At 68.9% G+C, this 21,669-nt stretch carries 17 protein-coding genes and 3 pseudogenes; 11 read left to right on the forward strand and 9 right to left on the reverse strand.

What is annotated here, in order from left to right:
• The first annotated feature begins 91 nt into the window (after window positions 1-91).
• The 5 genes from P1N55_RS12795 to priL all read left to right on the forward strand — a co-directional run bounded on the left by P1N55_RS12795 (window position 92) and on the right by priL (window position 5,233).
• Window positions 92-1,390 (forward strand): amidohydrolase, encoded by a 1,299-nt coding sequence (locus tag P1N55_RS12795; RefSeq protein ID WP_276275941.1) that lies wholly within the window; start codon window positions 92-94, stop codon window positions 1,388-1,390.
• Window positions 1,391-1,519: 129 nt separating this feature from the next.
• Window positions 1,520-2,344, forward strand: a complete 825-nt coding sequence (locus tag P1N55_RS12800; protein WP_276275942.1) for a hypothetical protein — start codon at window positions 1,520-1,522, stop codon at window positions 2,342-2,344.
• Window positions 2,345-2,389: 45 nt separating this feature from the next.
• Complete coding sequence (locus P1N55_RS12805) at window positions 2,390-3,667, forward strand: adenosylhomocysteinase (protein WP_276275943.1); 1,278 nt, start codon at window positions 2,390-2,392, stop codon at window positions 3,665-3,667.
• 253 nt (window positions 3,668-3,920) lie between these two features.
• Window positions 3,921-4,070 (forward strand): hypothetical protein, encoded by a 150-nt coding sequence (locus tag P1N55_RS12810; protein WP_276275944.1) that lies wholly within the window; start codon window positions 3,921-3,923, stop codon window positions 4,068-4,070.
• A gap of 80 nt (window positions 4,071-4,150) precedes the next feature.
• Complete coding sequence (priL, locus tag P1N55_RS12815; protein WP_276278729.1) at window positions 4,151-5,233, forward strand: DNA primase regulatory subunit PriL; 1,083 nt, start codon at window positions 4,151-4,153, stop codon at window positions 5,231-5,233.
• Here the strand turns inward: priL and P1N55_RS12820 are convergent.
• A complete protein-coding gene (locus tag P1N55_RS12820; RefSeq protein ID WP_276275945.1) occupies window positions 5,230-5,439 on the reverse strand; it encodes a DUF7472 family protein in 210 nt (69 codons plus the stop codon). The two genes, priL and P1N55_RS12820, sit on opposite strands and share 4 nt — an antisense overlap.
• A 145-nt stretch (window positions 5,440-5,584) precedes the next feature.
• On the opposite strand from P1N55_RS12820, the pseudogene P1N55_RS12825 reads away from it, so the two are divergent.
• Window positions 5,585-6,219, forward strand: a pseudogene (locus P1N55_RS12825) (SWIM zinc finger family protein).
• A gap of 127 nt (window positions 6,220-6,346) precedes the next feature.
• On the opposite strand, the gene hjc reads toward P1N55_RS12825, so the two are convergent.
• A complete protein-coding gene (hjc, locus tag P1N55_RS12830) occupies window positions 6,347-6,865 on the reverse strand; it encodes a Holliday junction resolvase Hjc (RefSeq protein ID WP_276275946.1) in 519 nt (172 codons plus the stop codon).
• Between the two features lie 120 nt (window positions 6,866-6,985).
• Between hjc and P1N55_RS12835 the strand changes: the two genes are divergently transcribed.
• Entirely contained in the window at window positions 6,986-7,834 is an 849-nt protein-coding gene (locus tag P1N55_RS12835; RefSeq protein ID WP_276275947.1) for a DUF4382 domain-containing protein, read from the forward strand.
• A gap of 76 nt (window positions 7,835-7,910) precedes the next feature.
• Here P1N55_RS12835 and P1N55_RS12840 read toward each other — a convergent pair whose 3' ends face one another.
• Genes P1N55_RS12840 through P1N55_RS12850 form a run of 3 tightly spaced genes read right to left on the reverse strand, consistent with a single transcriptional unit; the run spans window position 7,911 to window position 10,176 of the window.
• Window positions 7,911-8,522: a DUF7139 domain-containing protein gene (locus P1N55_RS12840; protein WP_276275948.1), complete on the reverse strand. Its 612-nt coding sequence runs from the start codon at window positions 8,520-8,522 to the stop codon at window positions 7,911-7,913.
• Window positions 8,523-8,558: 36 nt separating this feature from the next.
• Complete coding sequence (locus P1N55_RS12845; protein WP_276275949.1) at window positions 8,559-9,422, reverse strand: alpha/beta fold hydrolase; 864 nt, start codon at window positions 9,420-9,422, stop codon at window positions 8,559-8,561.
• 10 nt (window positions 9,423-9,432) lie between these two features.
• Window positions 9,433-10,176: a DNA polymerase sliding clamp gene (locus tag P1N55_RS12850; protein ID WP_276275950.1), complete on the reverse strand. Its 744-nt coding sequence runs from the start codon at window positions 10,174-10,176 to the stop codon at window positions 9,433-9,435.
• A 253-nt stretch (window positions 10,177-10,429) separates the two neighbouring features.
• Here P1N55_RS12850 and P1N55_RS12855 point away from each other — a divergent pair, with 253 nt between their 5' ends.
• On the forward strand, window positions 10,430-11,227 hold the full coding sequence (locus P1N55_RS12855; RefSeq protein WP_276275951.1) for an RlmE family RNA methyltransferase: 798 nt from the start codon (window positions 10,430-10,432) through the stop codon (window positions 11,225-11,227).
• A 1-nt stretch (window position 11,228) separates the two neighbouring features.
• Here P1N55_RS12855 and P1N55_RS12860 read toward each other — a convergent pair whose 3' ends face one another.
• Window positions 11,229-11,927 carry a queuosine precursor transporter gene (locus tag P1N55_RS12860; RefSeq protein WP_276275952.1) on the reverse strand — a complete coding sequence of 233 codons (699 nt, stop codon included), beginning with the start codon at window positions 11,925-11,927 and terminating at the stop codon, window positions 11,229-11,231.
• 327 nt (window positions 11,928-12,254) lie between these two features.
• A pseudogene (locus tag P1N55_RS12870) lies at window positions 12,255-14,439 on the reverse strand (twin-arginine translocase subunit TatC).
• 212 nt (window positions 14,440-14,651) lie between these two features.
• Between P1N55_RS12870 and tatC the strand changes: the two are divergent.
• Together tatC and P1N55_RS12880 are read left to right on the forward strand one after the other, a co-directional pair.
• Window positions 14,652-16,496 (forward strand): twin-arginine translocase subunit TatC, encoded by a 1,845-nt coding sequence (gene tatC, locus P1N55_RS12875; RefSeq protein WP_276275953.1) that lies wholly within the window; start codon window positions 14,652-14,654, stop codon window positions 16,494-16,496.
• Window positions 16,493-17,128 carry a histidine phosphatase family protein gene (locus P1N55_RS12880; protein WP_276275954.1) on the forward strand — a complete coding sequence of 212 codons (636 nt, stop codon included), beginning with the start codon at window positions 16,493-16,495 and terminating at the stop codon, window positions 17,126-17,128. The genes tatC and P1N55_RS12880 overlap by 4 nt, the downstream gene beginning before the upstream one ends.
• 26 nt (window positions 17,129-17,154) lie before the next feature.
• Here P1N55_RS12880 and larE read toward each other — a convergent pair whose 3' ends face one another.
• Window positions 17,155-18,030, reverse strand: coding sequence for an ATP-dependent sacrificial sulfur transferase LarE (gene larE, locus P1N55_RS12885; protein ID WP_276275955.1), 876 nt, complete (start codon window positions 18,028-18,030; stop codon window positions 17,155-17,157).
• Window positions 18,031-18,464: 434 nt separating this feature from the next.
• Here larE and P1N55_RS12890 point away from each other — a divergent pair.
• Window positions 18,465-20,498, forward strand: a pseudogene (locus P1N55_RS12890) (helix-hairpin-helix domain-containing protein).
• Here the strand turns inward: P1N55_RS12890 and P1N55_RS12895 are convergent.
• On the reverse strand, window positions 20,495-21,544 hold the full coding sequence (locus tag P1N55_RS12895; RefSeq protein ID WP_276275956.1) for a PAS domain-containing response regulator: 1,050 nt from the start codon (window positions 21,542-21,544) through the stop codon (window positions 20,495-20,497). The pseudogene P1N55_RS12890 and the gene P1N55_RS12895 sit on opposite strands and share 4 nt — an antisense overlap.
• Between the last annotated feature and the right edge of the window lie 125 nt (window positions 21,545-21,669).

Genomic DNA, 21,669 nt, shown 5'->3' on the forward strand with positions numbered 1-21,669 from the left:
AATATATTTCTGATAGTATGACACGTGCGCGTCAGTCGCACTCCCGACTGCGGACCCGGCCGAACTAAGAGCGGCCCACCAACCCCGGCACATGACAGACCTCCTCGTCAGCGGCGGACAGGTGCTCCGACCGGACCTGTCCGTCGAGCGCGCGGACCTCCTGCTCGACCAGGACAGCGGCGACATCGCCGCCATCGACGACCCCGGGACACTCGCGGGGGACGACGAGCTCGACGCCACCGGCGGCCTCGTGGTGCCGGGACTGGTCAACGCTCACACCCACGTCGCGATGACGCTCCTGCGGGGCTACGCCGACGACAAGCCACTCGACGCCTGGCTCCAGGAGGACATCTGGCCCGTCGAGGCCGAACTGACCCCCGAGGACGTCCGCGTCGGGGCGGCGCTGGGGCTGGTCGAGATGATCCGCTCGGGGACGACGGCCCTCTCGGATATGTACTTCCACGTCGACGAGATCGCCGAGGCCGTCGAACAGGCCGGGATGCGTGCCGTTCTGGGTTTCACGGCGGTCACGGTCGCCAAGGACGACGCGGGGGCCCACGCCGACATGCAGGAGAGTCTCGCGACCGCGCGGCGCCTCGACGGCGCGGCCGACGGGCGCATCAGGACCACCTTCCAGCCCCACAGTCTCACGACCGTCGGCGGGGACTACCTCCGCGAGTACGTCCCCGAGGCGGTCGAGGAGGGCATGGCCATCCACCTCCACGCCAACGAGACGACCGACGAGGTCGACCCCCTCGTCGACGAGCACGGCGTCCGCCCCCTCGAGTACGCTGACGACGTCGGCCTGCTGGGTCCCGATACCTTCCTCGCCCACTGCGTCCACGTCGACGAGACCGAAATCGACCTGCTCGCCGACACCGCCACGGGCGTCGTCCACTGCCCGGCATCGAACATGAAGCTGGCCAGCGGGATGGCGCCGGTCCAGGACCTGCTCGACGCCGGCGTCACCGTCGGCCTCGGCACCGACGGCCCGGCCTCGAACAACGACCTCGACCTGTTCGACGAGATGCGCGACGCCGCGATGATCGGGAAACTCGCCGCCGACGACGCGAGCGCCGTCGACGCCGCCACCGTGGTCGAGATGGCGACGGCAAACGGCGCTGACCTGCTGGGCTTCGACAGCGGTCGACTCGAACCCGGCCGGAACGCCGACCTCGCGGTTCTGGACCTCCAGGCCCCGCATCTCACGCCCGCTCACGACCTCGTCTCGCACCTCGCGTACGCCGCTCGCGGCGGGGACGTCCGCCACACGGTGTGTGACGGTGCCGTTCTCATGCGTGATAGCGAGGTTCAAGTCTTCGACGAACCGGCCGTCCGGGAACGGGCCAGCGAGCACGCGACGGCCCTCGTCGAGCGCGCGGCCGAGTGAGAAATAAACGTTCAGGGCCGTTGAACGCTCTTTTCGGTTCTGGACCGGTCTCTCTCGGCGTGGACTGTTGGTGAACTGACTGAACGGGATTGGGGGTTTAATCCCAGTACCACCGACGATAGAGACGAGATGGATACCAAACTGTTTGCACTGCTGTCGACCGTCGGATTGCTCCTGTTCGCGTTCGGGCCCGGCGCGGCCACGGCGATGGCGGCCGCGGGAAACGACACGACGGCAGGCAACGACGCAACGACTGCCGGTAACGATGGCGTCGCCGTCTCCGTCGCCCAGGCCGGGAACGACGGCGCGACGGTGACTGTCACCGACGACGGCGAGCCCGTCGAGGGTGCAGATGTCACCGTCGAAGCGACCGACGGCAACATCTACATCGGCGAGGGTGACTACACGACCGGCGAGGACGGCACGGTCGACCTGCCCGAACCCAATTTCGACGTCGATGTCGAGGTGACCGCGACCACCGACAGCGGGGGGGCGACCACGACGGCGACGCTGACCACCGAGACGGACCGGTCCTTCGGGATGAGCGTCTCCGGGTTCGTCCAGGACCTGCTCGCGAAGTCGGGCATCGACGGTGGTATCGGGTTCCACGTCGCGACGTTTGCGACCCAGAACAACCCCGGCAACGCGCCCGACCACGCGGGCCCGCCCGAGGACAAGGCGAACGCACAGGGCGAGCAGGGTCCGCCCGAGGACCGCGGCAACGACAAGGCACCGACCCAGGGTCCGCCCGAGGACAAGGGACCCGACGCTGAAGACGAAGAGACCGTCGAGGCCGACGACGAGGAAGACGAGACCGAGACCGACGACGAGGAGACCGAGACCGACGACGAGGAGACCGAAACCGAAGACGACGAGGAGGCGACCGAGGACGACGATGACGACGGCGAGAGCGGCCCGCCGGACCACGCGAACGGCAACGGCAACGGCCGCTGAGACCGCTTCGGTAGCGTTTTAGGCGTTCTGTCCCTCCCTCCCGGTATGACTTCACCCATTTCGGAGCGACTGGCAGACGTCACGTCTGCCCGCGAGTCCGGTCGCCGGAAGATGGACTGGGCGGCCCAGCACATGCCCATCTGTGGCGCGCTGCGCGAGGACTTCGAGGCGAACCAGCCCTTCGCCGGCGAGATTATCGGGATGGCGATGCACGTCGAGGCCAAGACGGCGGTTCTCGCGGAACTGCTGGCGGCCGGCGGAGCGGAGGTCGCTATCACCGGCTGTAACCCCCTCTCGACCCACGACGACGTGAGCGCAGCGCTCGACGCCGTCGACGGTGTCACCTCCTACGCCGAACGCGGTGTCGACGACGAGGGGTACTACGACGCCATCGAGGCCGTCATCGGCCACGAGCCGACCATCACCGTCGACGACGGGATGGACCTGGTCGCCGCGATTCACGAGGACTACCCCGAGCTCATCGACACCATCGTCGGCGGGGCCGAGGAGACCACCACGGGCGTCCACCGCCTGCGCGCGATGGACGAGGACGGCCAGCTCGAGTACCCCGTCTTCGCCGTCAACGACACGCCGATGAAGCGGCTGTTCGACAACGTCCACGGGACCGGCGAGTCCTCGCTGGCGAGCATCGCCATGACGACGAACCTCTCGTGGGCCGGCAAGACCGTCGTGGTCGCCGGCTACGGCCACTGTGGCAAGGGCGTCGCGAAGAAGGCCAGCGGGCAGAACGCCGACGTGGTCGTCACCGAGGTCGAACCCCGGCGCGCCCTGGAGGCCCACATGGAGGGCTACGACGTCATGCCGATGGCCGAGGCCGCCGCCGAGGGCGACGTGTTCATCACGACGACGGGCAACCGCGACGTCATCGTCCGCGAGCACTTCGAGGCCATGCAGGACGGGGTCCTGCTGGCCAACGCCGGCCACTTCGACGTGGAGGTCGACCTCGACGCCCTCTCGGACCTGGCCGTCGACACCTACGAGGCCCGCGAGGGCGTCCAGGCCTACGAGCTGGACGACGGCCGCCGCCTGAACGTGCTGGCGGAGGGTCGGCTGGTCAACCTCGCGACCCCCATTGCGCTGGGCCACCCGGTCGAGGTGATGGACCAGTCCTTTGGCATCCAGGCCGTCTGTGTGCGCGAACTGGTCGAGAACGGCGACGCGTACGACGCCGGCGTCCACGAGGTTCCTGATCGGTTGGACAAGGAGGTCGCGGAGATCAAACTGGACGCGGAGGGGGTTGCGTTCGATTCGCTGACGGAGACGCAGGCCGAGTATATGGATTCCTGGCAGCATGGGACATAGGGCGGCCGACTGGAAGGAGGCCGCCACCACTGCGAGCGGGGAGCGCAGGGAACCGCGAGCAGTAGCGCGGTCTGAGCGGCGCGAAGACCTCGAACCGGAACGGCGACCGCAGCGACCCGCGAGCAGTAGCGGGACGCCGAGCGAAGCGAGGGGCCCCTACCGGAACGGCGTCCGGTAACCGCAGAGAACCGCGAGCGGTAGAGGCCGTCGTCCGGTCCGATGCGGATTTGCGTCGTGGCCCCATAGTCGACGCATGCTCGGCCTCCGGTTCTTCGTGTGTCTGGGCTGTGGAACCGCGTACGCGGACGTCGAGCAGCCGGTCGGATGCGGTCGATGCGACGACGCATCGTTCGCCGAACTCGGACCCGGGACCCAGGCCGCGACGTACTTCACCGGCCGATGACCGCTGTCGGGGCTCGCCGTGGACGACGACTGACGACCGCGGACGGCAATTTATTCACCGTCGCACGCAACACCGAGTCGATGCAGCCGCTCCACGCACGCTACCCGTTCCTCCAGGCCGCACGCGACGCCGTCGAGGCCGCCGCCGTCGACCTGGGGGAGGTCGTCGCGACCGACGAGGCGGTCACCCAGCGGGCCGTGGAGCGGGTCGAACACGCCATCACGGACGGGACGGTAGGTGACCCCCACCGGCGTACGCGGGTCGAACTGCTCTCCTATCCCGTCGCGCGGGTCCTGGTCTCGCTCGTCGACGAGCACGTCTGTACCCGCAAGTACGCCCGGGCGGAGGCCGAGACGGCCCGCGAGCGCTTCAGTGCGGAGGTCGGGGCGACGACGGAGTTCAAGTCCACCAGGGCCGAGCGGGTCTCGCTCGCGGACCTGCTGGCCGAGTTCGACCTCGCGGGGGCGGTCCACGAGGCCGGGTCGGGCTACCGCGTCGACGTCGGCACGTACCTGGACCTGGCGGCCGACCAGCGCGGGGACCGCTGGCGCTTGGTCAACCGGCCGCTTTCGGCCGGCCAGGTCCGCGTCCCCGCCGAGGACCTCCACGTCCTCTTGAAGCAGGCCATCCGCCACCGCGTCGAGGATGGGTTGCCCTTCGACGTGCCCGACGCGATCGCCACCGAGCTCGACGCGGAGGTCGAGTACCTCCGGGAGGTGCTGGCGGACCTCGACCTGACCCGCGAGATAGACACCGTCGTGCCCGAACTGTTCCCGCCCTGTATGCAGCACCTGCTGGATCAGGTCCAGAAGGGTGCCCACCTCGAACACCACTCGCGCTTTGCCATCGCGGCGTTCCTCACGGGCATCGGGATGACCACCGACGAGATCGTCGACCTCTTCCAGGTCAACCCCGGGTTCGGCGAGGAGGCGACCCGCTACCAGGTCGACCACATCCGCGGGGACACGAGCCCGACGGAGTACTCGACGCCGGCCTGTTCGACGATGCAGTCGTATGGCGACTGTGTCAACAAGGACGACCTCTGTGCGACCATCTCGCACCCGATGGCCTACTACGAGAAGAAACTGGACGACAGCGACGAGGACGAACTGGTCGACTGGCGGGAGCAAGACGACGACGGCGACGCGGAAGCGGACGCCTAGAAGTCCTGGCGTTCGAGCCACAGGCCGGCCGCCAGCATGACAAGCAGAAACACGCCGATGGCGCCGACGATAGCGACGCCGCCCTGGGCCGTGAGGGTCCCGTCGACCGTGTAGGTCGAGGCCACGTAGACCGCGGCGGCGACGAAGACGGCCACGCCGATCGTCGCGACCACGATCTGCAACACAGTCTCCCGCTCGATATCCATACGGCGCGGTTTCACCGGCCCGGCAAAAAGGGTGTCGAAGCGCCAGTTCCGAGCCTCCAGACTGCGGAGCGCCGAGAGATTTAGGTCCCTCGACTACCTACGTTTCAACTGGACACACCGACGAACACAGCCGTGTCCGCCCCGTATGACACTCATCGAACCCACCGACGACCGGGGGCCGACTGCACTCGCACCGGACCTCCGCGACATGGACGCCCGTGCGGCCCGCGCCTGGGTCGAACGCATGGCCGTCCGGCAACGCGAGGACGGCACCTACGCCGTCAGCACCGACAGTGGCCACACCTACCTGGTCGATCTGACCGCGCGAACCTGTACCTGTCCGGACCATCGGATTCGCGGCGAGCACTGCAAGCACCTGCGTCGCGTCGCCATCGAGATTACGGCCCGCCGCGTCGCGCCACCGGGCAAGCAGCGGGCCCGCTGTGACGCCTGTGGTACCGTCACCTTCGTCCCGGCGGACGCCGCCGAACCGCACCTCTGTCGGGCCTGCCGACTCACGCCCGGCGACGTCGTCCTCGACCGGGAGACCGGCAACCGCCTGGTCGTCGTCGGCCTCTCGGCCGAGCGCGCCGACGAGTACGTCGTCGCGGCCGCAGACAAGACCGTCGCCGAGTTCGAGACCAACGACGGCTATCCGACCGACGACGTCGTCGTCGAGGCCGTCTACCTGGCCGACGCCGCGCGCCGTGACGACCCCGGCGCTACGCGTTCCCCCACTCCCGCCTCCGCCGGGCCGACGACGCGGTGCTCGTCGAGTAACCGTCGACGGTCACGCCTTGCGAGACCCCTCGCTTCGCTCGGCGTCCCGCTACTGCTCACGGGTCGCTGGCGCTCCCCGTTGCGCGTTTTCGAGGGCCGCTCCCTTCGGTCGCGCCCCTCGCTCTCCCTACTCTAACATCTTCGCCGCCTCCTCCTTCGAGAGGTCGTCCCGCTCGAACGCCGAGAGGACGTCAAGCACGGCCTGGTCGGGGCCGTCGTCGCCCACCTCGTCTAGGGTCACCTTCTCGGAGTGGCCGACGAACTCCGCGAAGTCCGTCCCCTCGGCTATCGCCGTCTCTTTCTTGACCCGGTAGTTGCCGCCGTCGGTGGTGTAGAGGTCGCCGGGGTGGAAGAAAAACCAGTCCTCCCGGTCGAAGCGCACCCCGATGCGCGGTTTGGCGCCGAAGTTCCGCGCGAAAAAGAGGAGCGCCTCGACCTCCTCGCCGGTGAGATAGATGGGGTCGCCGGCGCTGGACTTCGCCTCGATGGCGTAGAAGTTCTCGCCGTCGCCGGTCAGCACGTCCGGGAGTTCCCGTTCGGTGGCGCTGCCGCTCGCCGGCGCGCGCATCACCGCGAAGCCCGCCTCGTCGAGCGCGTTGACCAGTTCGCGCTCGCGGCGGTCCCCCTTCGCGTTCGAGTTTGCCATTGTATGGTGGTCGTCCCTCAGCCGTAAAACCGTTCAGGTCCAGCGTTTAGACAGTTCAAGTGACAGCAAAACAGAAAACGAACTGGTACGTATATGGAATTTACCGTTCATGATACACATATGGACAGACGCAAGTTCCTCGGTACGGCGGCGGTGATCGGCTCGACGCTCGTCGCCGGCTGTGGCGGTTCGAGCGGTGACGGGGCCGCGAGCGACGACGGCTCTGGCGACGGCACGGCGAGCACCGAGTCCGACGGCGGGGCCGCCGCGTCGACGGGCGCGTTCCGCCTGCTCATCAGCGACCGGCCGGCCGACATCGGCGATTTCGACTCGCTGGACGTGACCTTCGACAGCGCCCGCGTGTTCAAAGCGAAGTCCGACGAGGATGGAAACGGAGATGGAGACGAGGACGCCGAGGCCGCCGACAGCGAGTCGACGAGCACGGAGACACCAGAGACAGACGCCGAAACGGCGACCGAGACGGAAACCGACACGGAGGAGTCCGACGGCGCGGCCGCCGAGTCTGACGACGCGAACGAGAGCGAGGACGACGGCGAAGGGGGCTTCGAGACCTTCGAACTCGACAGTCCGACCGTGGACCTGACCGAGGTGGTCGGCGAGAAGGCCATCGGCGTCCTGGACGGCGAACTCGAGACCGGACGATACGCCAAGATCGAACTGTCCGTCGCGGCCGTCGAGGGCGTCGTCGACGGCGAGACGGTCCCCGTGAAGGTGCCGAGCAACAAGCTGCAGATAACCAAGCCCTTCGAGGTCACGGCCGAAGAGCCCGTCACGTTCGTCTTCGACATCAACGTCGTCAAGACGGGACCCAACGGCTACAACCTCCTGCCGGTCATCAGTGAGAGCGGGGTCGCCGGGAAGGACGTCGAGGTCGAGGAGGTCGGGTCGACCGCGTCCCCGCTGGGGTCGACGAGTCCGAGTCCGACGACGACGGAACGACGACCGTGACCGAAACCGAGGGCGACGGTGCGGCGAACGCTGGCGATGGGAACAACAAGTCCAGGGGCCCGGCCCAGGCAGACGACTAGTCCTCGAAGCGTGACTGCAGTTCCTCGATGACCCGCTCGGTCTCGCCGCCGTCGCTGCGGACCGCGTTCGTGTAGCGCCGGTACTCCTCCGGCGAGACCTGGACGGTCTTGGACTCGCCCTTGTGGGTGAGTTCGATCCTGACCGTCCCCTGGGGGTCGTTGCGCCGGCGGAAGCTCGCCATGGCGGCGAAGACGAACCAGAACGCCACGCAGGCCCCCAGGAAGTACAGCAGCGTCGTCTCGAAGGCGAGCGTCCGCGGGCCGGTCGTCCAGTCGTAGGGGTACGCTACCTGAAAGAGGGCCATGCCGCCAAGACAGAGGCCCGCCCCGGCGATGACACCGACCTGCTCGCGGCGACTCGACGGCAGGACGGCGACGACGCCGAGGAACATCGCGGGGATCCCGAGGCCGCCGACCGTCCCGGCGAGTTTCTCGGCGGCGCGGATGTCCGTCGCCCCGAAGACGTCGGCGAGCGGCGTGGTGGCGATGAGAATCGCGAGGACGACCGCCAGGGCGCCCACGACGGAGAGGCAGACGCCGGCGAGGACTCTCCGGAGGTCGCGTCCCTCCCACCGACGGCCACCGTAGGCGTCCCCGAGGTTCTCCATAAGACCGGGTTCGGCACCGACCCACAAAACGCTACGTCAGACGTGCGTCGGACTGGCACGGAGGTATTCGACGCTCGCCAGCAGCGACCCGAGGTGGTCCGCGTCGACAGGCCGGTGCGTGGCGTCGGGGAGGTGCTCGACGAGCGCCGGCCCGGTCTCCGGCGGGACGTTCCCGTCGCGCCGGCCCTGAACGACGGTGACCGGCACGTCGACGTCGCCGAGGTCGAACGGCCACGGCCGCCCGAGCGTCGCCAGCGACTCGACCAGCGTCGCCGGGCCCTGGGCCGTGGCTGCCAGCAGGTCCGCCTTGACTAGCCTGGCGACGTCCGCGTCGGTAAGCGTCGGGTGGTCGGGCGCACGCTCCGCGACGACGTCCAGGGCTGCCGCCGGGTCGCGGCGGTCGAGAACCAGCCGTTGCAGGCGGAGTAGCGGGCCGAGCACCCAGGGCACGGTCCCGGCGAGTTGGCCCAGCACGCGTTGTGCCCGCCCCACGTCGCCGACGCCGGGTGGCCCGACGCCACCGGCCAGCGTCACGTGGTCGACGGCCGACAGTCGGTGGCATGCGAGCGCGTACGGCGCGCCGCCGGAGAACCCGAGGACCCCGGCACTCTCGACGCCGAGCCGTGAGAACAGCGCCTCCACATCGTCCGTCCAGGCCTCGATACCGCCGTCCGCCGGGTCGGAGGCACCGATTCCCGGTCGGTCGGGCGCGACGAGACGGAGTCCGCGGGCCGCGGCAGGGGCTGCGAGCAGGCGACCCAGCAGGCGCGACCCCGGCGTCCCGTGACAGAAGAGGACGGGCCGTCCGGTCGGGTCGCCGGCCGTCTCGTAGGCGACCTGCCGGGCGTCGATTCGACAGACGTCTGGATCGCCCGTCCCGGCTGGTGGCGTCTCTCCCATCGGTGACCGATTACTCGCTCTGGATGCGTGGGGCGAGCATGTAGGTGACTCGGCCCTGGCCCTCGGCGAAGTTGAAGTGCATCTTGACGGGGAATTCCTCGCCCAGCTCCATCTCGACCTCCGCGTCCTTCGGGATGGCCTTGTTCATGTTCTTGAGGTAATCCAGCGAGAACAGAGAGTGGGCGTCTCCCGGCGTGAGGTCGATGAGGTCGTCTTTCGTGAGCTCGAGGTGGACGTCGTCGGTGTCGCCCTCGGCGTCGACGTAGAACAGTTCTGCGGCGGTGTCGACGCCCAGCGCGATGTGGTCCGAGACCATGTCGGCGGCCTTGACCGCCCGGTCGATGTCGCGGCCCTCGATGACGATGTGGGCCGCCAGGTCTAGGTCCGGCAGGTCCGGCTCCTGGCGGATGGAGTCCGGGTCGATGAGCGCCAGCGTGTACTCCAGGCCGTCGATGGCGATGTGGAGCTTGCGCGTCTTCTCGTCGAGTTCGAGGTGGACGACCTGGCCGGCGTCGGCCATGCTGGCGATGTCCTCGAGCCGCGAGAGGTTGACGCCGATGAGGCCGCCGTCGGTCTCGTAGGACTCGAAGGCCGCCGCCTCGAGACGCAGGTCCACCATGCCCACGTTGGCGGGGTCGACCGCCCGGATCTCCATCCCGTCTTCTTCCAGGTGGATCTTGCACTCGTCCACCAGCACGCTCACCGAGTCGAGAGCCGCCTGGAGCGTGTCCGCGCTCACGATGGCGTTGAACATCTTGGGCCGGGCTACGCCCCATCCGTTAAAAAGTCCCTCATTGAAATCGCGCGCACGCGCGGTTCGAGGGAGCGACGCGAGCGAGAACCGCGCAGAGAGCGAGCGACGAGCGAGGGGTCGAGCGAGCCGGGAGCCGCGCGCGGACGTTGGTGGAGACGCGATCGAGAACCGCGTCGGAGCCCAGGAACACGCGGTACTGGTCGCGCCCGGCAAAACAACACCCATAACCACGTCGGCGGACTATTCGGGGGAAATGAGTGGGAAAGACGACTACTACAACCGGGCCAAGCAGGAAGGGTATCGCGCCCGGTCGGCGTACAAGCTCAAGCAGCTCGACGAGACCGCCGGGCTGCTCGGCGAGGGGCGGACCGTCGTCGACCTGGGGGCCGCCCCGGGCGGCTGGCTCCAGGTCGCCGCCGAAGGCGTCGGCGAGCGGGGGACCGTCGTGGGCGTCGACCGACAGCGAATCGAGGCGCTCGAGGGCCCCGAGCCCGCGGTCCACTACGTCCGTGGCGACATGACAGAGGACAGCACCAAGGCCGAGATTCGCGAGATACTGGGCGCCGAGGCCGACGACACGCTCGGCGGCCCCGTCGACGTGGTGCTGTCGGACATGGCGCCGAACATGACCGGCGAGTACGACCTCGACCACGCCAGGTCGGTCCACCTCGTCCGCCAGGCCCTCGAGGTCGCGACCGACCTGCTCGCCGCGGAGGGCGACTTCTGTGCGAAGGTCTTCGACGGCCAGGACCTCGGGGACCTCATCGCCGACATCGAACCGGAGTTCGAGTACGTCCGCGAGGTCCGCCCCGACGCCTCGCGGGACTCCTCCTCGGAGCTGTACCTCGTCGCGAAGAACCGCCTGACAGCGCCCGTCCGCGAGGGCGACGTCGTCGAGGTGACAATCGAGGACGTCGGCGCGGAGGGCGACGGCATCGCGAAGGTGGATAACTTCACCGTCTTCGTCAGCGACGCCGCGGAGGGCGAGACGCTCGAGGTGTGCGTCGACGACGTGAAACCGCGGTACGCGTTCGCAGAACCCGTCGAGTGAGTTACTGGACCGCTGGTGCGGCGGGCTCTTCCTGCCTGCCGCGGGCGAGTCGGACGACGGCGTAGACCAGCGGCGTATCGAGCAGGGCGATGAGCAGTTTCAGGAGGTACTGGCCGACGACGAGCGACAGCGCCGCGCCCAGCGGGACGCCCTGGAAGACGACGAAGCCGATGCCGATGAAGATGACCGTATCGAGCAGCTGGCTCGACGCGGTGGAGCCGACGTTGCGCAGCCAGAGGTGGTCGCCGTCGGTGTACTCGCGGATGCGGTGAAAGACGAAGACGTCCCAGTTCTGGCTGACGAGGTAGGCCGCGAGGCTGGCGACGACGATGCCGGTGCTGGCCGACAGCACGTTCCGGAACGCCGCGGGGTCGACCGGCTGGGCGTCCGCCGGCAGGCCGGGTGCGAGGATGGTGCTCCAGACCAGCGCCAGCAGGACGAAGTTCATCAGGAAGCCGACGTTGACGACCACCGTCGCCGCCCGACGGCCGTAGAGTTCGGCGTAGCAGTCGGAGGCGAAGAAGGTCAGCGCGTAGGCCAGCGCCGCGCCCGGCAGCACGAGCGTCTCGCCCGCGACGGGAAGGGAGAAGGGGAGGCCGAAGGCGAGCAGCTTCGAGGCGGTCACCTGGGCGACGACAAGCGAGGTGACAAAGAGCGCGACGAGGCCGACCCGGAACCCGCCCTCCCAGTCACCGCTCATCGTCGAGTCGCCCCTGTCGCTGGTCGATGTCGTCGAGTGGTCGAGCGTCTTCCTGATGGACGCGCGTATCGCCTCGCTCCGGTTGACGAACTTCCCGTCCGCCCCGACGTGGTCGTCGAGGTCGTCGAGCAGTTCCGCGGGGACCTCGACGCTGATCTTTGGCATATCACGTAGGTATTCTTCGGGTAATATAATAGTCCAGCGTTCCCGCGGCTCTCGGCCTCGAATCCAGTCGTATCCGTCTGGTGTCTGGTTCTTGGGGGCTGTGCGGTCGGTGGCTGGCCGGCGGGTCGGCCCTCCCGGACCGCGTCCCGCCGACGGGCGCCGTCAGTCGGCGGGTTCGCTCCGACGCTTGGGCGTCCGCCGGCCCCCGAGCGTGTACACCCACAGGATGCCCAGGCCGAGCAGGTACGCCAGCGCGGTGGGGACGCCCACGATGAACATCGTGAAGATGCCGTTGGGCGAGACGATGGCGGAGATGGTGACGATGCCGATGACCACTTCGCGCCACCGCCGGTACATCAAGTCGAAGGGGATGATGCCGCCCCGGTGGAACAGGAACATCGTCACCGGAATCTCCGCCAGCAGGCCGATGCCGATGGTGAGGAAGAAGACGAGCCACCCGAAGTCGCTCACGCGGTAGGAGATGACCATGTTGGCCTGCAGCTGGTCGTAGGCGATTGCCGAGATGGTCATCGGGGCGACGTAGAGGAAGCCCAGGAGGCTCCCCCCGATGAGCGCGGCAAAGACCGTCCCGCCCCAGACGAGCAGGACGTTGCGGTTCCCGACGACCACCCCCCGCTCGCGCATCGCCGGCCAGGCGAAATAGAGGACGAGCGGGATCACGGAGACGGCCCCCAGGATGGTCGAGAACTTCACGATGAAGACGAGGTGCTCGACGGGGTGGAGCGTGACGATGTTGACCTCCTGGGCCATCTCCGGGGGGAGCCGGCTGACGAAGGTTCGCTGTATCTCGCCGATGCCGCCCTGGTAGAGAAAGAGGAAGGCCCCGGCCAGGACAGCGCCGAAGATGCCCAGGATCCAGAACGCCTTGGATGCGAGCGAGTCCAGGATGAAGCGGATGTCGTAGTAGTAGCCGCCGATGTCGTCCTCGGTGGTCTCGTCCTCGGTGAAGGCGTTGAACACGCCGGCGGTCGTCGAGGTGAGCGGGTCGCTGTCCTCGTCGGCCGTCGTTCCCTCGCCCTCGCCAGTCTCGGCGTCGTCGTCCTCGTGGGCCATGTCCCAGCGGTCGAGTATCATCTGGGCCTTGTCCCGGTCGTCCTCCGAGAGCGCTTTGTCGGCGTGGGCCAGCGCCTCCTCCTCGGTCATCTCCTCGAAGACCTCGGGGGGCGCGACCTCCACCGCGGACGCGTTCAGCTCGTCGATGTCGATGGCCGCCGGGTCGCCGACGGGCCCCCTGCCGGCGTTGGCCGCCAGCGCACCGAGGACGTGGTAATAGAGGACCACGACGGCCCCGACCAGGCCGACGAGCGCAGCAAGCAGGACCGCAGTCCCCTCGACCGAGAGGCCGAGCAGCTGCGGGGGCTGGACGTTGCCCGTGAGCCGCGAGGAGTACTGCGCGGCGACCGCTTCGGCCGCCCGGACGTACTGGAAGGCGGGAGTCGCGAGCAGGTAGTAGACCACGCCGCCGGAGACGACGGCGCCACCGAGCACGGTGTTCCAGTGCTGGCGCGCCACGCTCCGCGTGCTCACCAGGTCGCTGGAGCGGCGGACGAGCATCGCCAGCTTCGCCAGCGCGAGGCTGATGGCGTAGAGGCCACACAGCGGGGCCGCCCACATGATCTGCGTGAACGGGTCCGGCGGCGAGAACAGGGCACCGAAGGCGAAGATGCCCAGCACCGAGAGGCGCCACTTGTCGCGGAAGGTCTCGTAGGGGACGATCTCGGTATAGGAGAGGACGGTCATCACCAGCGGGAGCTGGGCCGCCAGGCCGAAGGAGACGGCCAGCATGAAGACGAACTGGAACCACTTGACGATGGAGTACTGGGGGGTGAACCCGGCCTTGAACGCGTCGCCGGCCAGGAAGTCGAACATCAGGGGGAAGAACAGCTCGTAGGCGTAGGCGACGCCGCCGAAGAAGAGGGCGAGACTGACGACCGAGAAGGTCACCCCCTTCCAGAGCGGTATCCTGTCGGCGGGCCACCACCCCCGCTCGCGGAGGCCGTCGCGGCCAAAGTAGATCAGCAGCGGGAGCGACATGAGGATGCCGATGACGGCACCGATCTTCACCTGCAACAGGATGACGTCGAACGGCGTGACGGCGACGATGCTGGTCGCCTCCCGGGTCGTCAGGTCCATCTGGGAGTACAGGAGGTCGGCCCGGAGGCGGTCCCAGACGCCGTACTGCAGGGCCATGATGGTCCCGATCATGCCGACGACGAAGACGATAAACACCTTCTGGAGGTGCGTCTGTGCGCTGCGGAGCATCGCCCAGCGTCGCACGGCCGTTCTGGACCGTCCTGACGGTGTCCTCGTCGAGCGCGCTCGCCATGTTCTCTGAAGGTAGTCTATTCGGCGTTATCAATTTGTTCATCCAGTAGACATCGACGACCGCCCGACAGCGTTCGCGAGACGCCCGCGAGCGGGGTCGTCGGCCGGCCGGACCGACGCTCGATGGGACCGCCGTCCCGTGCCCGTTCCGGGCACCCGCGGGACGACTGCGAAAAGAAAGTTTACAACGACGAACCGCCAATCCCGGGACAGATGCCCGACGGGAACGCGGACGACGACGCGAGCCCACCACACGAGGACCACGGGGGTGATGGTTCGGCGACCCCCTCGGATGGCGGGGCCGAGGAGCCGTCGCCCCAGCCAGCGTCGGGGGGCGACGACCAGTCGTCCGAGCGTCCCGGGGACTACGACGAGGACTACGGCCTGTCCGAGCCGGTCCGCCGGCCCGAGGAGTACGGTCCCCGGGACCCGGTACTCTCGGACGAGGACGTCTCGACCGCCGACGAGGCGGACACCGATGGTGACGATGGAGCCGGGTCCGGGGCTGACGAGGCAGATGCCGACGCCGCCGACGAGACCACGGACGCCGGCTCCGAACCGGATGATGACGCCGCCGATGCGGCGGACACCGACGACGCCGCGACGGAGTTCCGGACCGTCTCGGGCCCCCACGGGTTGCCCGTCGAGCAGCGGCCGCCGCTGTTCGAGCGCGACCCGGGCAAGATAACCGCCGCGATTCCGGCCGATATCCCGACCGACTGGGGGATTCCACAGCCGACGGGCGTCGGCGACGCCGGCGGTGCCCCGTCTCCCCCGCCGGAGCCCGACTACGACGTCGACGACATCGTCGACCAGGGCGCGCCGGACGACGAGGAGATGCCACTGGCCGACCACGTCGAGGAGATGGCGCTCCGGCTGTTCGCCGTCGTCGGCGTGATGGCCGCGGTCACCATCATCGCCCTGCCGGCCTCGGACGAGCTCATCCAGTTCCTGTGGTTCTCCTTCCTCGACGGCCCGGCGGAGGCCTGTGGCTCGTTCGCCGTCGGCGGCACGGACACCGTCTCGGCGGCCGGCCCCGACTGTCCGCACGTCTACAGTCCGCTCGCGCTCATCCTCGCGCGCCTGAAGGTCGCCTCGCTCGTGGGCCTCATCGCCGCGCTCCCCGTCTTCGTCTACCAGACGTACCTGTTCATGCGCCCGGGGCTCTATCCCCGCGAGCGCCGTTACTACCTCGCCGCGGTGCCGACGAGCCTCGTGCTCGCGGCCATCGGCGTCGGCTTCGCGTACTTCGCCGTGCTGCGGGCGATGTTCGACTACTTCATCACCTACTCCGACCGGGCCGCCGACCTCGCGTTCGGCCTGGGCGACACCTTCAACCTCATCATCCTGATGCTGGGCTTCTTCGCGCTCATCTTCCAGATTCCGCTGTTCGTGATGCTGGCTATCATGATGGGCGTGACGACCCGCCAGTGGCTCCAGGACCGCCGGCTATACTTCTGGGGTGCCTTCGCCGCCATCGCGTTCGTCTTCAGCCCCGACCCGACGGGGATGGCGCCGCTGATGGTCGCGGTGACGATGATCGCGCTGTTCGAGGGGACGCTCCTCCTGCTGCGCTGGACCGGCGACGCCTCGCCCGTCCCGACGGCCCAGGAGGCCGCGGCCCGCCGGCCGTTCGTCTGGCTCGCCGCGCTCCTCGTCGGCTACGTCCTCAGCCCCGCCCCGGTGCCGACCGGCTACTACACGCAACTGCCGCCCGCAGTTACCGACACGCTGGCGTCGATCGGGCTGGGGAACGCGACGCCGATGCTGCTGGGCGGGGGCATCATCGTCGCCTTCGAGCTGCTGGCGTACCTGAACAAGAACTACTACGGCAGCGTCCGGGCCTGGCGGACCTTCAGGCGCGCCCGCCTCCCCGTCTGGGCGGTGGGTATCGTCGTCGGCTACCTGGCCAGCCCCGACCCGACGCTGTTCCGCCTGGTGAACCAGGTGAGCCTCGAGCCCACCGCCGCCACCGCCGTCGCCGCGGTGCTCATCGCGCTCTTCGAGGTGAGCCTGTTCGTCGCCCACCGGCGGGCCCGAACCGCAAGCGAACCATGAGACGGGTGTTGCTGACCCGGCACGGCGAGACGCCCTGGAACCGCGAGGGGCGCATCCAGGGGTGGGCCGCCACCGGCCTCACCGACCGCGGCCGGCGCGAGGCCAGTGCGATGGGTGCGTGGGTCGACGCCACCTACGACATCGACCGGATTTTCGCCTCGGACAGCGAGCGAACCCGACGGACGACGGCCAACCTGCGCGACGCGGCGGCCGGCGACCTGCCCACACCTTCCTTCGACGCCGCCCTGCGCGAGCGCGGGTTCGGGGTCTACCAGGGCTTCCTGGTCGAGGAACTGTTCGAACGGTACCCCGAGCACGACCCTGACGACAGCGTCTCGTCGCTCTCGGCCGACCCCGCCCACGGCGAGTCGGTCGCGGACTTCTGTGAACGCGTCGGGTCGGCCTGGGACTCGGTGCGGACGGCGACCGACCCCGGCGAGACGACGCTGGTCGTCACCCACGGCGGCGTCATCAAGGTGCTCCTGGCCGACCTGACCGAGCGCGACCGGGCGGCGGCGCTCACTGCTCACTCACACGACAACTGCGCCGTCTCCGAGATTCGGCTCGACGGCGACGACCCGACGCTCGTCGCCGAGGAACAGACCGACTGGCGCGACACGGTCGACTGGTAGCCGGCCAGCGCCGGCGCCACCCGCCGTCACTCGGCGCTCGGGTACTCGGTGTCGAAGACGTCCGCGACCACTGGTTCGTCGTCATCTTCGTCCTCGCCTTCCGGGCTGACGCTCCCGGTCTGGTAGCCATGCAGGTCCAGCGTCACGTGGTCGAACCCGCAGTCCTCGATGTGGTCCCGCGCGGCGCGGACGAAGTCGGGGTCCAGCGCCGTCTCCAGTTCTTTCTCGCCCACCTCGATGCGGGCCAGGCCGTCGTGGTCGCGCACCCGGAACTGCTCGAAGCCCCAGGTCCGCAGGAGGCGCTCGGCCTTCTCGACCCGCGAGAGGCGCTCCTCGGTGACCTCAAGCCCCGTCGGGATGCGCGAGGAGAGACAGGCCATCGAGGGCTTGTCGGCCACCGAGAGGTCGTACTCGCGGGCGATCTCTCGAACTTCGGATTTCTCGACGTCGTGTTCCAGCAGCGGCGAGTAGGCGTCCAGTTCCTCCACCGCTCGCAGGCCGGGGCGGTGGCCCTCGCCGACGTCGGAGGCGTTGGTCCCGTCACAGACGACGTCGATGCCCAGCTCCATCGCCCGGTCGTACATCGCGCCGAGACGCAGCGACCGGCAGTGGTAACAGCGCATGTCGTCGTTCTCGACGAACTCCTGGCTGTCGAGCTCGGAGAACTCCACGATTTCGTGGCGGATGCCGATCTCCTCGGCGACGCGGGTGGCGTCCTCGAGTTCGGCTTCGGGAAGCGTCTCGGACTTCGCGGTGCAGGCGACGGCGTCGTCGCCGAGGGCGTCGTGGGCGATCGCAGCGACGACACTCGAGTCGACGCCGCCGGAGAACGCGACCAGCACGCCGTCCCGCGCGGCGAGGTCCTCCCGGGCAGCAGCGAGTTTCTCCGAGACAGCAGTCATTGGTCAGCGTTCTCGCTGGACCGTGAAAACGCCTTCGCGTTCTGCGTCCGTCGTGTTCTCTGCAGTTGTCACCGAGGCAAACAGCCAGAAAGCCCCGACACGCTGGGCTCTGGGCGCTCGCTGCGCTCCTCTCTCTCCGGGTTGCGGTGCTTACGTCGCCCGCCGTCGCCCAGCGTCTCGCCCCCTTTCAGTCCCGCCCTGTGTCGGCTGCCCACCACGCAACGAGTGGGACTGAAAGGGGCCGACCGTTCGACGAGCGAGACGAAGCAAGCACTACAGCGAACGAAGTGAGCGAAGCGCGCAGCGAGTCGTAGCCGTCGAACGGGAGGGGGCTTTCTGGCTGCCAGTTCTCGAAAGCTGTAGCGGTACACTCTCAGACTCTTCTTCCTGCTAGGCGACGGGTTTTATCTCGCTGGCGGCGAACGGTCGGGCAGATGGAGTTCGAATCGGTGCCGGGCGTGGGGGCGAAGACGGCCGAGGCGCTCCGCGAACTGGACGACCCCGAGCGAGCGCTGCGAGAGGGCGACGTCGCGACCCTCGCCCGGGCCCCGGGCATCAGCGAGGGGCGGGCCGCGCGCATCGCTCGCGGGGCCATCCGGGCCGACCACGACGACCCCGGCGGGTTCGCCGCGACGCCGCGGGCCCGGACGATTTTCCAGGACGCGCTGGGACTGGTGCAGGACCGCACGGTCACCGACTACGCCGCGAGTCGCCTGGAGACGCTGTATCCCAGCGGCGTCCGCAGCCGCATCGAGGAAGTACGGCAGTTCAGCGAGCGGGCGATGGCCCGCGAGCCCGACCCCGAGGTGCTCGCGGCCCTCGAGGACGTCGAACCGCTCGTCGAACCGGGCGACGTCCGGGTTCGTGACCGCTGTCTGGCCACGAGCGACGCCGAGCGCTACGCCGAGGCCCAGCAGGCGATTCCCGAGGTGAGCGTCGAGGTGGTCGACGACGCCCGCCAGCTGGCCGAACTGGCCCGCTCGTACGCGACGGTCGTCGCGCTGGACGAGTCCTTTGCCGGCGTCGACGTCGAGGGGGACGTCCGCGTCGACCCGAACGCACTGGAGAACCCGGAGTCGGTCGTCCCCGAGCGTGTGCTGACCTTCTTCGCCCGCAACCGCGACCGCGTGCGTGCGGCGGCCGAAGTCCACCGCGTCGCCGACCTCGAGGCCCCGTGTGACCTCGACGCCCTCGAATCGGCGCTCGAGCAACTCGACCCCGACGGCAGCGTCCGGGGCGACGACGAGCTCGACCGCCTCGCCACCGCCGTCGACGATCTGGACGCCGCCGTCTCGACGGCCGAGAGCGTCGCCAACGATCACCTGCGCGAGGCCATCGAGGAGCGCGACGTCACCATCGAGGGCACCGACCTGCTCTCGCTGGTCGAGCGGGGCGCGGGCGTCGACTCACTGCTCCAGCGCGAACTGGCCGACGAGTACGCCGCCGCCATCGAGCAGGCCCGCGACCACCTCGTCGACGCCCTCCAACTGATCGACACCGAGGACATGGCCCGCCGGGCGTTCCCGGACGAGCCGGCCTACCCCGTCGAGCACGAGGAGCGCGTCGTCACCCGGCTGCGCGAGGAACTGACCGCCGCGCGGGACCGCCGGGCGACCCGCCGGAAACAGGAGTGGCGGACGACCTCGCCGAAATGCGCGACGACGCCGACGCCCTGGTCGACGCCGCGCTGGAACACGACGTGGAACTGGCCGTCGCGCGCTTCACCGCCGACTTCGAGTGTACGATGCCCGAGGTGACCGAGGAATCGGGCTTCGACATCCGCGGCGGGCGCTCGCCCCTGCTGGACGTGCCCTTCGACGAGGTCGACCCCGTCGACTACGCCGTCTCGGGCGTGACGGTGCTCTCGGGGGTCAACAGCGGCGGGAAGACCTCGACGCTGGACCTGGTAGCGCTCGTGACGACGCTGGCCCACATGGGGCTGCCCGTCCCGGCCGAGTCCGCCCGCGTCGGCCGCATCGGCGAACTCCACTACCACGCCAAGACCCAGGGGACGCTGGACGCCGGCGCGTTCGAGGCGACCCTGCGGGAGTTCGGCGACCTGGTGCGCGAGGTCGACGGCCAGTCGCCCGCGAACGGGGCCGGCAGTGACGCCGCGAGCGCCGACCGCCGGGTCATGGTGCTGGTCGACGAACTCGAGTCCATCACCGAACCCGGCGCGAGCGCGAAGATCATGGCCGGCATCTTAGAGGCGCTCAGCGACAGCCAGGCGACCGCCGTCTTCGTCTCGCACCTCGCCCGGGACATCCGCGAGGCCGCCGCCATCGACGTGAGCATCGACGGCATCGAGGCCATCGGCCTGGCGGACGGGGAGCTGCGGGTGAACCGCTCGCCGGTGAAAGGGAAGCTCGCCCGCTCGACGCCGGAACTCATCGTCGAGAAGCTGGCCGACGGTGACGGCGGCGCGGACGGGACGGGTTTATGCGGCCCTGCTGGATAAGTTCGACTAGTCGGGCGCCGCGAGGTTCGTCGCATCCGTGTTGACGGCGACGAACCGCTTGATGTCGCCGGAGCTGTCGGTGACCGGTGCAATGGTCTGGTCGACAACGTATCGCTCGCCGGACTTGCGCTCGTTGACGACCCGCCCCTCCCAGGTCTCCCCGTCGAGGATGGTCTCCCACAGGTCCGCGTAGAACGTCTCGTCGTGTGCGCCTGATTTCAGGATGCGCGGGTTCTTCCCCCTGGCCTCGGCTGCCGTGTATCCCGTCGACTCCTCGAACGCCGGATTGACGTACTCGATGCGGCCGTCGGGGTCCGTCCAGTAGATGGAGTGGCCGGCGTGCTCGACGGCCTCGCGGAACGCCTTCAGGTCACGCTGGTCTGCCACCCGGTCGGTAACGTCCTGAACGGTCCCGTTCATCGCGACCGGCTCGCCGTCCTCCTCTCGAACCAGCTCGCCCCGTTCCTGGACCGTCCGCACCTCGCCGTCCGGCCGGACGATACGGTGTTCGATGTCGTACGGCGAGTCGCCGGCGAGCGTCCGGTCGACCGCAGCGGTCACGGCGTCACGGTCGTCGGGGTGGACCAGCTCGAGGAATCTCTCGTACGTCGGCTCCCACGTGTCCGGTCCGACGCCGGCGATTCGGTATATCTGGTCGGACCAGTACAGCACGTCGGTCTCGATGTCCCAGGTCCAGCTGCCCAGGCCAGCGATCTGCTGGGCGCGGGCGAGGTGTGCCTCGCTCTTCTGGAGTGCCGCCAGGGAGCGGCGCCGTTCGACCGCGTTGGTGATGCGGTTGGCCAGCACGGTGTACTGGTCTACCCCCCGACCCTTCTGGAGGTAGTCGGTCACGCCCGCGGAGATGGCTTCGCTGGCGATCGTCTCGCTGCCCTTGCCCGTATACAGGATGAACGGCATCTCCGGGTACTCGTCGCGGACGAGCTCGAGGAACTCGAGCCCGTCCGTCCCCGGCATGTCGTAGTCGCTGACGACACAGTCGACCGAATCGCGTTCGAGGCGGTCGAGCCCCTCCTGTGCGTTCGTCTCGCCAACCACCTCGAAGTCGTCGTCCTCGCGGTGGAGACAGTGGCGGTGAGGTCCAGTATCTGGGGGTCGTCGTCCACGTGCAGGACACGAATCGGTGCCGTCGCTGTCCGGTCGCCGGGGCGGTCGTCGACTCT

Origin of the sequence: Haloarcula regularis, from assembly GCF_029338315.1 — an archaeon.
GTDB classification, from domain to species: domain Archaea; phylum Halobacteriota; class Halobacteria; order Halobacteriales; family Haloarculaceae; genus Haloarcula; species Haloarcula regularis.